The following is a 14,635-nucleotide window of genomic DNA, read 5'->3' as shown; positions in this document are numbered from 1 at the left end:
GGCCCCGGCTCCGGCCCCAGTCCCCGCCCCGGCCCCGGAGTCGACCCCGGCCCCGGCGCCGAACTCCGGCCCGGCCGTCGCTTCGGAAGCGGCCTCCATTCCGCATGGCCTCGCTTCGGCGTCGCTCCCCGGCCCGTCGACGTCCTCGCCCACGCTCACCCTCCGCCCAGCTGCCGGCCCACCGGCGTCAACTCCGCAAGCCCCGGAGGCACTCCAAAACCCTCAGCCCTCTCAGATCCCTCGGACTCTCCAGATCCCCCAAGCCCCTCAAGCCCCCCAAGCTCCCCAAGCCCCCCAAGCCCTCCAAGCCCTCCAAGCCCCCGGATCCCGCCCGATCCCCGTGCCCTTGGCCGAGCGCATCGGTCGGCTTGACCGTGCTTTGGCGGTCGCGGAGTTGGAGCAGGCGTACGTGCTGGCGAGCGGGCTGCGCAGGCGGCTGGGGGAGGTTGGCGGCGGATCGCATCCGTATGTCGGGGAAGTGCGGGCGCTGGAGGGGGTGTTGGCGCGGCTGGTGGGGCGGCGGCGCGGCACCGTCGTGCTCGCGCTCGCCGTCGCGCGGGTCCACTGCCGCGGTGGGGATCCGCGGGCCGCCGACGCCGTGGTGCGGGCCGCCGCTGCCTGGCGGACGCTCGACGACGAGCGGGCCGTACGCGCGCACGGTCGCGAACTGCTGGAGCTGTGGGGCGAGTTGCAGCGACAGGAGTTACTGCCGGCCGCCCATGCCGACCTGGCCGAGGAGGTCCGCCGCTACCTCGACGCTCCCGTACACCGGGCGTCAACGGAACGTGGAACACCCCCCGGCACACTCGGATGACTCGCCGACCACGAGTGCTCACCCGCAAGCCGCACGTACCCCCCGCATCGCACCAGCCATCGGATCACGGAATTTCTCGGCCCACGGGGGTCGATCACACCGAGGAACGCCCATGAATCTGAACGTCATCGGATCGGCCGCCGCCGTCTCGCCCGAGGAACGGGCGCTGCACGGCCTCTACAAAGCACACGGTCCCGCCCTGTACGCGTTCGTCGTACGGCTCGTCGGCGGGGACTGCCACCGCGCGGAGGACATCGTCCAGGAGACGCTGCTGCGCTGCTGGAAGAACGCGGACCGGTGGAACGGCTGGGCGGAGCCCGCCGACGTGGCGCAGATGTCCGTACGGCCGTGGCTCTTCCACGTGGCCCGCAACCTCGTCATCGACGGCCACCGCACCCGCCGGGCCCGCCCGGTGGAGGTGGACGGCGACAAGTGGCTCGGCGAGTCGTCCGCGGTGGCGGGCGGTGGCGACGACATCGACCGGATGCTGTCGGCGATGGTGCTGCGCGACGCGCTCGACGCGCTCTCACCGGCCCACCGGGAGGCCCTGGAGGCCACCTACTTCGCGGATCGCACGACCCAACAGGCCGCGGACTTCCTGGGCGTTCCGCACGGCACGGTCAAGTCCCGCGTCTACTACGCCCTGCGCAACCTCAAACTGGCCCTCCAGGAACGGGGCATGACGATGGGCGAGGGTCCGCCCCCCGTTCCTCAGGTGGACCGCGACCGGTCCTGACCCCGGTCCCGGTCCTGCCCCCGCAGCGGCTGCTCCTGCTCCTGCGCCCGCTCCAACCCCCGCAGATCCTCCCGCACCTCGTCCGCCTCCGGATGGCCCGCCTCGGTCAGCAGGGCGAGGGCCTGGGTCCAGGCTCTGCGGGCCGGGGCGCGGGCGCCGATGCCGTGGTGGGTGGCGCCCAGGTGCCGTAGGGAGTCGGCCTCCATGTGGCGGTCGCCGATCTCCCGGAACAGCTCCACCGCCCGCTCGAAGCGTTCGACGGCTGCCTCGTGGCGGCCGAGGTGGTGGAGGGTGTAGCCGAGGCTGTCCTCCGCGGAGGCCCGGCCGAAGGTGTCGCCGGTCTCGCGGTACAGCACGATGGCCCGCTCGCACTCGCGCAGCGCCTTCTCGTGCTCGCCGGTGAGGATGTACGTCCAGCCGATCTCGTTGAGGACGCCCGCCTCGCCGTTGCGCAGCCCGAGCGCCCGGTACAGCGCGAGGGCGCGGGCGTAGTGGCCGAGGGAGACGTCGTAGCGGCCCGCCTTGTTGTTCTGGAAGGCGAGGGAGCGGCGGGCGAGGGCCTCGCCGAAGGCGTCGTCGGCCTCCTGGAAGAGTTCCAGCGAGCGTTCGAGGTGGGCCGCGGCCTCCGGCCGGCCGAGCCGCATCGCCGAGTGGCCGAGGCCGCGCAGGGCGTGGGCCCGGCCGACCGGGTCGCCGAGGTCGGTGGCGGCGCGCAGGGCGGCGCCGTTGATCTCGACCAGGTCGTGGCTGTAGCCGAGGCGGTTGAAGAAGAGGTCCAGCGCGCAGGCCGTACGCCAGGCGTGTTCGTGGTAGCCGTGGCGGGCGGCGTGCGTGACCACCGCGCGCAGTACCTGCCGTTCGGTGCGCAGCCAGGTCGTTGCCCGTTTGCGGTCCTCGAAGCGGGCCGGCTCGCTGCCCGGCACGGGTGGAGGCAGCGGCACCATCTCGCGGAACGGCCCGAGTACGGCGGCCACATGGTGGGCGGTGCGCAGATAGTGGTCGTGCAGCCGCAGCAGCGCGGGCCCGGACTCCGCGGCGCCGGCCTCCTCGGCGAGCTCCGCCGCGTACGCGCGCAGCAGGTCGTGGAAGACGAAACGGCCGGGGGAACGTTCCATCAGGAGGTTCGCGGCGGTGAGTTCGGCGAGCAGCGGCCGGACCCGGCGGGCCGGGACGCCCGCGAGGGCGGCCGCGGCGGCGCCGGTGATGTCGGGGCCGGGGTGCAGGGAGAGCAGCCGGAAGAGCTGTGCGGTCGCGGGCGGCAGCGCGCGGTAGGACCAGGAGAAGACGGCCCGCGTGTCGGTGTCACCGCCGACGAACGCGTCCAGGCTGCCGTGGTTCTCGCGCAGTTCGTCGGCGATGTCCGCGAGCCGGAAGCCGGGGTGGTGGGCGGCGCGGGCGGCGGTGATGGCGAGGGCCAGCGGTAGCCCGGCGCACAGGCCGACGATGGCATCGGCGGCCTCCGGTTCGGCTGCGATCCGGGCCGGACCCAGCCGCCGTACGAGCATCTCGCGGGCCTCGTCGGGTGGTGGCGGGCCGAGGGTGAGCGGGTGGGCGCCCTGCCCGGCGACCAGGCTGCTGAGCCGGGACCGGCTGGTGACCAGGACCAGACAGCCGGGGGTGCCGGGCAGCAGCGGCCGGACCTGCTCGGCGTCGCGCGCGTTGTCCAGGACGATCAGCACCCGCCGTCCGGCGAGGACGCTGCGGTACAGGGCGGCCTGCGCGTCGAGTCCGTCGGGTACGGCGCCGGGGGCCACGCCGAGCGCGGCCAGGAAAGTCTGGAGCACCTCGGAGGGGGGTGTGCCGGTGCCACCGGGGTCGTAGCCACGGAGGTTGACGTAGAGGGCGCCGTCGGGGAAGCGGTCGGCGGCGCGGTGGGCCCAGTGCACGGCGAGCGTGGTCTTGCCGGTGCCGGCCATCCCGTCGATGAGGGCGATGGTGACGGTGGCGGGCGGCCCGTCCTCGGGCAACAGGGCGGTGGCACGGTCGAGTTCGCTGCGGCGGCCGGAGAAGACCGGCAGGTCGGCGGGGAGTTGGGAGGGGCGCAGGGTCAGGGCCGGTGCGGGCGCCACTTCGGCCGGGTCCGCCGGTCCTCCGGCGGGCGGCTCCTCGTCCACTCCGGCCAGGATCCGCGTGTGCAACGCCCGTAGGGACGGGCCCGGTTCGATGCCGAGTTCCTCGACGAGCGTGCGGCGGGTGCGGGTGTACTCCTCCAGGGCCTCGGCCTGGCGGCCCGCGCGGTACAGGGCGAGCAGCAGCAGCTCGCACACGTTCTCCCGGAGCGGATGCGCGTCCCGCAGCGCGGCCAGCTCCGGCAACACCGCCTCGTGGCGCCCGAGTTCGAGCTCCAGGCGGAGCCGGCTCTCCAGGGTGCCCAGGTGCCGTCGCTCCAGATGGGTGCGCTCGGCCTCGGCGTACGGGCCGGGGACGCCGGCCAGCGGGGTGCCCGACCAGGTGCCGAGCGCGGTGCGCAGCAGCTCGGCGGCGATGGTCTTCTCGCCCGCGGCGCGGTGGCGGTCGGCGCGGGCCGCGTACTCCTCGAACAGGTCGAGGTCGCTGGAGACGGTGTCGGTGCGCAGGGCGTACCCGTCGCCGAGGGAGACCACCAGCCGGGGCGGCGCGCCGGGGTGCCGGTCGGGCTCCAGGAGCTTGCGCAGCCGGGACACATAGGTGCGCAGCACCGAGACCGCGCCGGGCGGCGGATCGACACCCCAGACACCGTCCACCAGGTCGCCGACACCGGCGGCACGGCCCCGGCGCAGCAGCAGCGCGGCCAGGACGGCACGCTGCTGGGGCGATCCGAGCTCCAGTTCAGCCCCGTCCCGCCAGGCTCGCAGCGGACCCAGCAAGGTGAACCGGAGCGGGGCCGTACCGGTTGCCTTCACATGGCCGGAGAGTAGTGATCGGACTGCGGAACGTCAGCCGGATCGACGATTTGGCGTGTTCTCACCGCTCGCCCGCCCTCCCGCCGTCGCGTCCGGGCCGTGGAAAAGCACGGAATCCGAAGGAGACAGCGGGCGCGCGCACGGGTTAGCGTCCGGTCATGAGCACCTCGGCAAGCGGCGTCGTCAACGGCGGCATCTCCTACTGGTACGCGGACGACGGCTTCCCGGCGGTGCGGGAGCCGCTCGACGGGGACGCGGCGGCCGACGTCGTGATCGTCGGGGGCGGCTATACGGGGCTGTGGACCGCGTACTACCTGAAGAAGGCCGCGCCCTTCCTGCGGATCACCGTCCTGGAGCAGAAGTTCTGCGGGTACGGGGCCTCCGGGCGCAACGGCGGCTGGCTGTACAACGGGATCGCGGGCCGGGACCGGTACGCGAAGCTGCACGGCCAGGAGGCCGCCGTACGGCTCCAGCAGGCCATGAACGACACCGTGGACGAGGTCGTCCGGGCCGCCGCCGAGGAGGGCGTCGAGGCCGACATCCACAAGGGCGGCGTACTCGAAGTGGCCACCACGCCCGCGCAGTTGGCCCGGTTGCGGGAGTTCCACGCGCACGAGCTGTCGTACGGCGAGAAGGACCGTGAGCTGTACGGCGCCCGGGAGACCGCCGAGCGGATCCGGGTGGCCGGAGCGGTCGGTTCGACCTGGACCCCGCACGGGGCGAGGCTGCACCCGGTGAAGCTGGTGAAGGGGCTCGCGGCCGTCGTCGAGGGGCTCGGGGTGACGATCCACGAGTCGACGCCGGTGACCGAGATCCGGCCGAAGCACGCCGTCACGCCGTACGGGACCGTCCGCGCGCCCTACGTCCTGCGCTGCACGGAGGGCTTCACCGCCGCCCTCAAGGGTCAGAAGCGCACCTGGCTGCCGATGAACTCCTCGATGATCGTGACCGAACCGCTCACCGACGAGCAGTGGGAGTCGGTCGGCTGGGACGGGCGCGAGGCGCTCGGCGACATGGCGCACGCGTACATGTACGCGCAGCGCACGGCCGACGGGCGGATCGCGCTGGGCGGGCGCGGGGTGCCGTACCGCTTCGGCTCGCGCACCGACAACGACGGGCGCACGCAGGCCGAGACCATCGAGGCGCTGCGCGAGATCCTGGTCCGCTTCTTCCCGCCGCTGGCCGGCGTCGGCGTCGAGCACGCCTGGTCGGGGGTGCTCGGGGTGCCGCGCGACTGGTGCGCGACGGTGACCCTGGACCGGTCGACGGGCCTTGGCTGGGCTGGCGGTTACGTCGGTTCGGGCGTCGCCACCACCAACCTCGCGGCGCGGACCCTGCGCGACCTCGTCCAACTGGACTCCGGGCAGGGACCGCAGACCGAGCTGACCGAACTCCCGTGGGTCGGGCACAAGGTGCGCAAGTGGGAGCCGGAGCCCTTCCGTTGGCTGGGCGTGCACGGCATGTACGCCACCTACCGGGCCGCCGACGAACGGGAACGCCGCACACACAGCACCGGGTCGTCGAAGCTGGCGCAGGCCGCCGACCGGGTGGCGGGGCGGCACTGAGGACCCTTACCGGGCGAACCTTTACCGGGTGATTGCGCTCACAGGAAGCTCTCAGTGACGCGTTCCCCTCGAAGCTGTTGGCCAGTTCATGCCACTGCTCCAAGGGGAGGGCAATCCATGGCAGCCAACGGCTGGCGAAGAAGACGGATATGGGCGCTACTGGCCACAACGGCCGCCCTGGGCCTGACAGTCACGCAGGCCCAGGCGTCCTCCGGTGGCACAAGCCCCTTCGGGGTACGGGAACTTCGCGCGCAGGCCCTTCTGCATCAGCAGCAGAAGGGCCTGTCGGCTTTCGCGGAGGCGGGGGACGACGACGATGACGGCGGCGAGGCCCAGGAGGAGGCCGAGCAGGCCGACCAGTACGCCGAGGCGCGCACCTCGCCGGGGATCGTGGCGCCGGGCGCGTACGGGGCGGCGTACGACTCCTTGACGGAACTGCCGCACACCAAGGGGAGTTGGAGCGACCTGACCCGGCTGCCCTACGACTCCGACGACCCCCGCTACCGGGACATCAACTCCAACTCCAGCGGCGGGGCCGGGAAGGTGACCGGCCGGGTCACCGGGCTCGCGGCCGACAACCACGGCTATGTGTACGCCGGTTCGGCCAACGGCGGTGTCTTCAGATCGCGTTCGGGCGGCGGCCACTGGACGAACATCTCCGACGGGCTGCCCGCGCTGTCCACCGGCGACCTGCAACTCGACGGCCGCGGACGGCTCTGGTACGCCACCGGCGAGGCCAACACCAGCGCGACCTCCTTCCTCGGTACGGGTGTGTACGTCCTCGCCGACCCCCGGAAGGGCAGCTTCAGCCCGCGTGACCGGGTCGGCGGCGACGAGCTGGAGTCCACCTCCATCAACGCGCTGCGGTTCGCCGGCGACAAGGTGTGGGCGGCGACCACCGAGGGCGTGTGGAGCCACTCCACGAAGACGTCGAAGGGGCACTGGAAGCTGGAGTTCGCGCCCAACCCGGACTATCTGCCGGGTGGTTCGCTGGCGAGCGACCCGAACGCCCCGTACAAGAACATCACCAGCGACATCGCGGTCGACCCGAAGGACCCGAGCAGGGTCGTGCTGGCGGTCGGCTGGCGCGGTGGCGACACCTACAACGGCTTCTACACGAAGTCCGGCGGGAGTTGGCAACGGCTGACCGGGCTCGGGGACCTGCCGAGCAACGCCGAGGACGTCGGCAACGTGACCTTCGCGCGCAGTGCGGACGGGTCGCGGTACTACGCGATCGACCAGTCGCCGGAGCAGACGGCGGAGAACCCGGACAGTGGTCTTGAGGGCATCTTCGTCTCCAAGTCCGGCTCGCCGACCGGCCCTTGGACCCGCATAGCGACCTACCAGCAGCTGCGCGACTCGGGCTCGGCGCTCACCGGCGCCGGATACCAGCCGGGCATCCAGTCCTGGTACAACCAGTTCCTCACCGTCGACCCGAAGAACCCGGACCATGTGTACGCCGGTCTGGAGGAGGTCTTCGAGACCAAGGACGGCGGCAAGAGCTGGAGCGTCCCCGGGCCGTACTGGAACTTCGGCTTCCCCTGCTGGTCGATCGACCCGGGCAAGCAGACCGGCGACTGCCACCAGACCGTCCACGCCGACCAGCACTCGGTGGCGATCGGCAGCGACGGGGGAGCGCCGTACCTCGTGGTCGGCGACGACGGCGGTGCCTTCCGGCGGCCGTTGAACGGCAGCGCCGACGCCACCGGTCACGCGACCGACTGGACCTCCCTGAACGACGGCACGATGGACGCGCTTCAGTACTACTCGGTGGGAGTCGGCGCCGACCCGGCCGGACGCGGTCTCGCCGTCACCGGCGGTCTCCAGGACAACGGCCAGTCCGAACTCCGGCCCGGTGACCGGGTGATGGGCTCCAACTTCGGCGGCGACGGCGGCGACACGATCTCCGACCCGGCGAACGGGTGCAACATCGCGCAGGAGTACGTCTATCTCGCGGTGTCCGTCACCAACAACTGCGCGGTGAACGACGGCAGTTGGCTCACCGACCCGTCGAAGGCGACCTCGTACTCCGTCGCCCCGCCCGACAACGCGACCGGCGAGGCCCGCTTCATCGCTCCGCTGAACGCCGACATCAAGGACCCGAACACGTGGGTCGCGGGCGGGCGGCACGTGTGGATCAACACGAAGGGGTACGCGATCCGCAGCGGGAGCGAGTGGTTCGGGGCGTACGACCTCGGAGATGGGCACACCGCCACGGCGGTCGCCTCCTCCGGCGGCAAGGTGTACGCCGCGTGGTGCGGGCCCTGCAACAACCAGGGCTTCACTCGGGGTATCGCGGTGGGCAACGCGGACGGCACCGGCTGGCACCAGCTGAGCCTGCCGGCCGACGGCACGGTCCCCAACCGCTACCTCTCGGGGCTCGCGATCGATCCGGCCGACTCCAACCACGTCCTGCTGGCCGTCAACGGCTTCTCGCGGAAGTGGACGGAGGGGCCCGGAGCGGGAGTCGGGCATCTGTTTGAGACGCGGGACGGCGGGGTGACCTGGAAGGACGTCTCCGGGAACCTGCCGGACGTACCGGCGAACTCGGTGGTCCTGCTCAAGGGCGGCACGATCGCGCTCGGCACGGACCTCGGGGTGCTGGTGCGGACGCCGGGTTCGAAGGGCTGGAAGGTGGCGGGCGGCAACCTGCCCACCACGGCGGCGCTGCAACTCCGTACCGGGCCCGACGGGCGTTTGTACGTGGCCACGCACGGGCGGGGGATCTGGGCGACAGACGTACGCAGTCTCCGCTGATCCGCCGCTGAAACAACGGGAGTCGGAACGAAGGAGGGGTCTCCATGGTCAAGTCGGAGACCCCTCCTTGGCGATCACCCGGTCAGAAGACCATCTGGCCGTTCTGGCTGATTCGGCCGTTCATGGCTCCAGCACCACCTTTCCGGTAGTCCCGCGCGCCTGGAGCGCGCGGTGCGCGGCCGCCGCCTCGGCCAGCGGGAATCGCTGCACGGCCGGGACCAGCCGGCCCGCGGCGGCCTCGGCGAGGGCGCGCAGTTCCAGGGTCTGTACGGGATTCGGGCCGCCGGCCTTCCGCATCATCACGGGACCGAGGACCTGTTCGGAGACGCCGTCGACGAGGTAGGGCCCGCCGTCGCGGATCCCCTCGGCGGACCAGCCGAAGACGAGGTGCTTGCCGCCGGTCCCGAGCAGGGCGACGGCCTCGCGGGCGACTTCCCCGCCCACGCCGTCGAAAACGACGGTCGCGGACCGCCCGCCGAGGAAGGCGCGGACCTTGCCCGGCCAGTCCGGGTCCCGGTAGTCGACGGCGAGATCGGCGCCGTTGGCCGCCACCCGGGCCGCCTTCTCCGGGCCCCCGGCGAGACCGACGACCAGGGCACCGGAGTTCTTCGCGTACTGCACGAGCAGCGTCCCGATCCCGCCCGCGGCCGCCGGGACCACGACCACGGAACCGGGCCCGACCTCGGCGAACTGCACGATCCCCAGCGCCGTACGCCCCGTCCCGATCATCGCGACGGCCTCGGCGAAGTCGAGGTGCTCCGGAATCTCGTGCACTCGGTCGACATCGGTCACGGCCAACTCGGCGTACCCTCCCGGCGCGAACCCGAGATGGGCGACCACCCGCCTGCCGAGCCACAGCCCGGCCACCCCGTCACCGAGCGACTCGACGACACCGGCGACCTCACGGCCGGGGATCGTGGGCAGCGCGACCGGCGCGGGCAACGGCCCCCGCGCCCCCTCCCGCAGGGCCGTGTCCAGCAGATGCACCCCGGCCGCCTCGACGGCGATACGGACCTGTCCCGGCCCCGGCACCGGGTCCCCGACCTCCTCGTAACGAAGGTTCTCGGCCGGACCGAAGGCGTGCAGGCGGATGGCGAGCATGGTGGATCCCCCTATCTGTGTCCGTCTGTCCGTGTCCCTCTGTCTGCGTCCGTTTCAGGAAGCCCACCCACTCTTCAACCTCAAGCTTGCTTGAGGTCAAGCTGCCGTCGGCCGAGGGCCAGCGACACCGCGGCGAGGGCGGAGTTGAAGGAGACCTCGGAGAGCACGCCGGGGGCGGCGACCTGGTCGCCGGCCAGGTAGACGCCGTCGCCGCGATTCACGGCCGGGCGGTCGCGCCAGCTGGTGCCGGGGAGGTCGACGGCGCCGGTACGGCCGTTCGCGAGGGCCGCGCGCCGCCAGGTGACGCGGTCGCGCCAGCCGTCGAAGGCGAGGTCGAGGAGGTGCTCGGCACGCGTGACGCCGTCGGATTTCGTCTCGTGCGGGGCGACGGGGATCTGCCCCTGGATCAGTTGCTCACCGGCGGGCGCCAGGCTCCGGTCCTGGGCCGTGAACCGTTCGATCCAGCCTGGCGAGTCGAGGTCGGACACGGCGAAGGCGTCGCCTCGGCGGGTGCGGACGGCGAGGTCGACGAGGACGGTACGGCCGCTCGTCCAGGTCAGGGAGTCGTCCCCGAGCAGGCGCCGGGCGGCGTCGAGGGAGGTGGCGACGATGACGGGGGTGTCGGTGGGGAGGGTGTCGACGCGCGCGAGGGTCTCCATCCGGACGCCCAGATTCCAGGCCCGCGCGGCCATGCGGTCGATCAAGTTGGCCCAGCCTCCGCGCGGGTAGTGGGCCTCGGGCGGGAGCTTGGTGGCGCGGCGGAGGCGTTCCTGCACGAAGGCGGCGGAGAGGGCGCCGGGGTCGTGGTGGAAGAGGGCGACGGCGGAGTGGCTGGCGGCGGCCCGGGCGCCCTCCTCGCCGGCGACACCACTGGCCCAGGACAGGAAGTCGACGTCGACGGGGGCCTGCGGCAACCCGGGCCGCAGCAGCTTGAGCATGGCGAAGGGCGGGGTTCGGCGGAGCACGCCGTGATGACGCAGCCGCAGCCGGGTCGCCTCCAGGGGCGGGATCGGGGCGAGCGCCGGGATGAGGTCCCGCTGCTTGAGCCAGGTCCAGTGCGCGCCGCCGCGGTAGAGGGCGTGCGGCCCGTCGTTCGTCCGGTACGGCCCCTCGGCGGTCCGTGCCCGGCCGCCGAGGGTGTGATGGGCTTCGTACACGGTCACCTTGACCCCCGCCTCGGCGGCGGTGATCGCAGCGGTGAGCCCGGCGAATCCGCCGCCGATGACGGTGATGCGGTGCATGACTGACGTCTCCTCGAAGGCTCGGGGTCCGGGTCGGGGTACAGGACTGCACGCATAGGACGGATTAGGCGGCCGGAATGTGACATGAGAGGTGGGCCGAGGGGTGTTTTCGCTGGTCAGGCGGATTGTCAGTGGTGCGGTGCAGGATGGGGGCATGGTGAGGCGAGCGGCGGGTGGGACAGAGATGGCTTCTGCTGGAAGCGGTCCGGGTCGTACGGTGGTGAAGGCGGCCCAGCGGCCGGAGGTGCGGTTGCCCGCGCTGGAGCCGTTCCGGGGCGGGGAGTTGGAGCCGGACGGGGACTACGACGGGCTGGACTTCCGCGAGCTGGACTTCGCGGGGCAGGATGGTGGGGGCGCCCGCTTCATGGACTGCGCGCTGACGGGGTGCGCGGTGGACGAGACGCGGCTGCGGCACGCCCGCGTCCTCGACTCGCGGCTGACGGGGCTGCGGGGCGTCGGCACGGACCTGGCCGAGGCCACGCTGCGGGACGTCGAGCTGGTCGACGCCCGGCTGGGCGGGACGCAGGCGCACGGCGCGATGCTGGAACGGGTGGTCGTCCGGGGCGGCAAGATCGACTATCTGAACCTGCGCACGGCCCGGCTCAGAGACGTCGTCTTCGAGAACTGCGTGCTGGTGGAGCCGGACTTCGGGGGCGCGAAGCTGGAGCGGGTGCAGTTCGTGGACTGCGTACTGAAGGGCGCCGACCTCACGGCGGCGACCCTGAAGGACGTGGACCTCAGAGCGGCGGCCGAGCTGGGCATCGCACGGGGCGTGGACCGGCTGGCGGGGGCGGTGATCAGCCCCGTGCAACTGATGGATCTGGCGCCGGTGCTGGCGGCGGAGATGGGGATTCGGGTGGAGGGATGACCGGGTGGGGACCTTTTACGGAAACGTCCTGGTGGCACGGCCGCTGGACGAGGTGGTGACGCTGCTCGCGGGGGCGGGCGGGCCGGAGGGGACGGCCGACAGTGCGGTACGGGGGTACGCACTGCCGGTCGGGCCTGGCCACACGGTGATCTATCCGGACCCGGAGACGGCCGCGACGGCACTGGCGGGCCCGCTGAGCCGCCTGCTCGGGGCACCCGCGCTGGGGACGTACGTCTTCGACTCGGACGTACTGCTGATGACGGTGTACACGGACGGGGAGCCGACGCATCACTACGACTCGTGGCCGGGGTACTTCGACGAGACCGAGGAGGACGGGGAGTTCCCCGTCCCGGTCGGCGCGGACCCGGACGCCTTCGTGCCGCTCGCCTTCGGACCGGTGGACCGGTCGGCGCTGCGATCGGTCCTGCTGGGGATACCGCCGGACCCGGGGGACGGCGAGGACGGGCGGTACGTGTTCGCCAACACCCAGCACTACGACGCGATGACGAGCCTGGGGCTGAACGCGTGCCGCTTGAGCACCGGGTACCACTACCTGTCGCTCGGGGGCCTGCCGCACGAGACGTCGGCGGAGGAGCTGGTGCTGCTGGGCGGGAGGATGTGGCCGGCGGAGGCGGAAGCGGAGGAGACGGCGGGGCTGGGCTAGGTCACGCTGGTGTGCTGGGGCGTGGGCTCGGGTCTAGGAAAGCCTGGGAAAGCGGGCTTGGAGGGTCCAGATCGCCGGGTTCTCACCGAGGTCCTCGTGCATGTCCGTCAGGTCGGCGAGCAGGTCGTGCAGGAAGTCCCGTGCCTCGCGGCGGAGTTCGGCGTGCGCGAAGGTCAGCGGTGGCTCTTCCGCCCGCATCCAGTCGGCCTCGATGTCCACCCAGCCGAAGCGGCGCTCGAAGAGCATGCGGTCGGTGGACTCGGTGAAGTCGAGCTCGGCGTGCTGCGGGCGCGAGGCACGCGACCCCGCCGGATCCCGGTCCAGGCGTTCCGCGATGTCGCACAGCGCCCACGCGAAGTCGAGCACCGGCACCCATCCCCAGGCTGTGGACAGTTCCTGGTCCTTGTCCGTGTCGGCGAGGTAGACGTCCCCGCAGAACAGGTCGTGGCGCAGGGCGTGGACGTCCGCGCGGCGGTAGTCCGTCTGCGGCGGGTCCGGGAAGCGGTTGGAGAGGGCGTAACCGATGTCGAGCACGTACGAGATGGTGTCACGCCGTCCTAGGATCACTGGCGTGTCCCGTTCTGTACCCGTTCTCCCGGCCGCCTTCCTCGCCCTCGCCCTGACCGCCTGCTCCGCCGGCGTCAACGGCACCCCCGGCGGCTCGGGCGTCCACGACCCGTACTTCCCGAAGGCGGGCAACGGCGGGTACGACGTGACGCACTACGACCTGAAGCTGGCGTACGCCCCCGGCGACCACTCAACGGGACACCTCACCGGCACAGCCACCCTCACCGCCCGTGCCACCCAGGACCTCACCGCCTTCGACCTCGACCTGAAGGGCCTGGACGTCGAGGACGTCACGGTCGAGGGCAAGCGCGCCCGCTGGAACCGCAGCGGCCAGGAACTCACGATCCGCCCGCACGACGACCTCTCCGACGCCGAGACCTTCCGCGTCACCGTCCGCTACTCCGGCACCCCGCAGACCCTCACCGACGCCGACGGCTCCCACGAGGGCTGGCTGCCGACCGCCGACGGGGCGCTGGCACTCGGCGAACCGATCGGCTCGATGACCTGGTTCCCGGGCAACAACCACCCCTCCGACAAGGCGACGTACGACATCGCGGTCACCGTCCCGAAGGGCCTCGAGGCGGTGTCCAACGGCGAGTTGACGAACGAGTCGACGACCGGCGGCCGTACGACAGGCCGTACGACATTCACCTGGCACACCGCCGAGCCGATGGCGACGTACCTGGCCACGATCGCCGTAGGCCAATACACGATCACCCGCTACACCACCGGCAAGAACCACCTCCCCGTGTACGTCGCCGTCGACCCGACGGAGGCGAAGGCGAGCCGGAAGGTGCTGGCGAAGCTGCCCGAGATCATGGAGTGGGAGGAGTACAACTTCGGCCCGTACCCCTTCTCCTCCACGGGCGCGATCGTCGACCGGGGCGAAGACGCCGAGTACGCCCTCGAAACCCAGAACCGCCCCGTCTTCCCCGGCGCCCCCGACACCGCCACCCTCGTCCACGAACTCGCCCACCAGTGGTACGGCGACTCGGTCACGCCGAAGACCTGGCGGGACATGTGGCTCAACGAGGGCTTCGCGACGTACGCGGAGTGGCTGTGGGACGAGGACCACGGCGGGGACACCGCCCAGGAGACCTTCGACGCGCTCTACAAGGGCGACTACTACGACGACTCCGCCGCGAACAAGGCGATCTGGGCCTTCCCACCGGCCCGCCCGAGCAGCGCGGCACACATCTCCGACAGCCCGGTCTACGACCGCGGCGCGATGGTCCTCCACAAGATCCGCGAGACGGTGGGCGACGACACCTTCTACGACATCATCCAGGGCTGGGCGGCCACCCACCGCCACGGCAACGCGGACACCGAGGACTTCACGGCGTACGTGGAGAAGAAGGCACCGGACAAGGACTTCGCCGGGATCTGGAAGGACTGGCTGTACGGGGACGGGAAGCCGGACCACCCCTGACGGGGCTCGGG

At 72.0% G+C, this 14,635-nt stretch carries 11 protein-coding genes; 7 read left to right on the top strand and 4 right to left on the bottom strand.

Annotated features, from left to right (window positions below; genetic code table 11):
- Positions 1-346 precede the first annotated feature (346 nt).
- On the top strand, positions 347-814 hold the full coding sequence (locus ACQEWB_RS22225; RefSeq protein ID WP_432833663.1) for a hypothetical protein: 468 nt from the start codon (positions 347-349) through the stop codon (positions 812-814).
- Between the two features lie 112 nt (positions 815-926).
- Positions 927-1,550, top strand: coding sequence for a sigma-70 family RNA polymerase sigma factor (locus tag ACQEWB_RS22220; protein ID WP_432833661.1), 624 nt, complete (start codon positions 927-929; stop codon positions 1,548-1,550).
- Here the strand turns inward: ACQEWB_RS22220 and ACQEWB_RS22215 are convergent.
- Positions 1,526-4,432: an AfsR/SARP family transcriptional regulator gene (locus ACQEWB_RS22215; protein ID WP_432833659.1), complete on the bottom strand. Its 2,907-nt coding sequence runs from the start codon at positions 4,430-4,432 to the stop codon at positions 1,526-1,528. The two genes, ACQEWB_RS22220 and ACQEWB_RS22215, sit on opposite strands and share 25 nt — an antisense overlap.
- A gap of 158 nt (positions 4,433-4,590) precedes the next feature.
- On the opposite strand from ACQEWB_RS22215, the gene ACQEWB_RS22210 reads away from it, so the two are divergent.
- Positions 4,591-5,997 carry an NAD(P)/FAD-dependent oxidoreductase gene (locus tag ACQEWB_RS22210; RefSeq protein ID WP_432833657.1) on the top strand — a complete coding sequence of 469 codons (1,407 nt, stop codon included), beginning with the start codon at positions 4,591-4,593 and terminating at the stop codon, positions 5,995-5,997.
- 117 nt (positions 5,998-6,114) lie between these two features.
- Entirely contained in the window at positions 6,115-8,754 is a 2,640-nt protein-coding gene (locus tag ACQEWB_RS22205) for a glycosyl hydrolase (RefSeq protein ID WP_432833655.1), read from the top strand.
- 120 nt (positions 8,755-8,874) lie between these two features.
- Here the strand turns inward: ACQEWB_RS22205 and ACQEWB_RS22200 are convergent, their stop codons facing one another.
- Both ACQEWB_RS22200 and ACQEWB_RS22195 read right to left on the bottom strand, forming a co-directional pair.
- Positions 8,875-9,855, bottom strand: coding sequence for a zinc-binding dehydrogenase (locus ACQEWB_RS22200; protein ID WP_432833653.1), 981 nt, complete (start codon positions 9,853-9,855; stop codon positions 8,875-8,877).
- A gap of 80 nt (positions 9,856-9,935) precedes the next feature.
- The gene (locus ACQEWB_RS22195) at positions 9,936-11,096 is read right to left on the bottom strand and encodes an NAD(P)-binding protein (protein WP_432833651.1); all 1,161 of its coding nucleotides are present in this window, start codon (positions 11,094-11,096) and stop codon (positions 9,936-9,938) included.
- Positions 11,097-11,250: 154 nt separating this feature from the next.
- On the opposite strand from ACQEWB_RS22195, the gene ACQEWB_RS22190 reads away from it, so the two are divergent.
- Positions 11,251-11,964 (top strand): pentapeptide repeat-containing protein, encoded by a 714-nt coding sequence (locus ACQEWB_RS22190; RefSeq protein ID WP_432833649.1) that lies wholly within the window; start codon positions 11,251-11,253, stop codon positions 11,962-11,964.
- Positions 11,965-11,968: 4 nt separating this feature from the next.
- The gene (locus ACQEWB_RS22185) at positions 11,969-12,628 is read left to right on the top strand and encodes a hypothetical protein (protein WP_432833647.1); all 660 of its coding nucleotides are present in this window, start codon (positions 11,969-11,971) and stop codon (positions 12,626-12,628) included.
- A gap of 33 nt (positions 12,629-12,661) precedes the next feature.
- On the opposite strand, the gene ACQEWB_RS22180 is transcribed toward ACQEWB_RS22185, so the two are convergent.
- Positions 12,662-13,162, bottom strand: a complete 501-nt coding sequence (locus tag ACQEWB_RS22180) for a hypothetical protein (RefSeq protein ID WP_432833645.1) — start codon at positions 13,160-13,162, stop codon at positions 12,662-12,664.
- Between ACQEWB_RS22180 and ACQEWB_RS22175 the strand changes: the two genes are divergently transcribed.
- Positions 13,152-14,624 (top strand): M1 family metallopeptidase, encoded by a 1,473-nt coding sequence (locus ACQEWB_RS22175; RefSeq protein WP_432833643.1) that lies wholly within the window; start codon positions 13,152-13,154, stop codon positions 14,622-14,624. The two genes, ACQEWB_RS22180 and ACQEWB_RS22175, sit on opposite strands and share 11 nt — an antisense overlap.
- The last annotated feature ends 11 nt before the right edge of the window (positions 14,625-14,635 follow it).

This window comes from Streptomyces sp. CA-249302 (assembly GCF_050936785.1).
GTDB lineage: Bacteria > Actinomycetota > Actinomycetes > Streptomycetales > Streptomycetaceae > Streptomyces.
This window is presented reverse-complemented; position numbering and strand designations above follow the sequence as displayed.

Excerpts from the sequence above, each read along its gene's own strand:
- ACQEWB_RS22220 (WP_432833661.1), top strand. The coding sequence starts at position 927 with ATGAATCTGAACGTCATCGGATCGGCCGCCGCCGTCTCGCCCGAGGAA.
- ACQEWB_RS22210 (WP_432833657.1), top strand. The coding sequence starts at position 4,591 with ATGAGCACCTCGGCAAGCGGCGTCGTCAACGGCGGCATCTCCTACTGG.
- ACQEWB_RS22205 (WP_432833655.1), top strand. The coding sequence starts at position 6,115 with ATGGCAGCCAACGGCTGGCGAAGAAGACGGATATGGGCGCTACTGGCC.
- ACQEWB_RS22200 (WP_432833653.1), bottom strand. The coding sequence starts at position 9,855 with ATGCTCGCCATCCGCCTGCACGCCTTCGGTCCGGCCGAGAACCTTCGT.
- ACQEWB_RS22195 (WP_432833651.1), bottom strand. The coding sequence starts at position 11,096 with ATGCACCGCATCACCGTCATCGGCGGCGGATTCGCCGGGCTCACCGCT.
- ACQEWB_RS22190 (WP_432833649.1), top strand. The coding sequence starts at position 11,251 with ATGGTGAGGCGAGCGGCGGGTGGGACAGAGATGGCTTCTGCTGGAAGC.
- ACQEWB_RS22175 (WP_432833643.1), top strand. The coding sequence starts at position 13,152 with ATGTCGAGCACGTACGAGATGGTGTCACGCCGTCCTAGGATCACTGGC.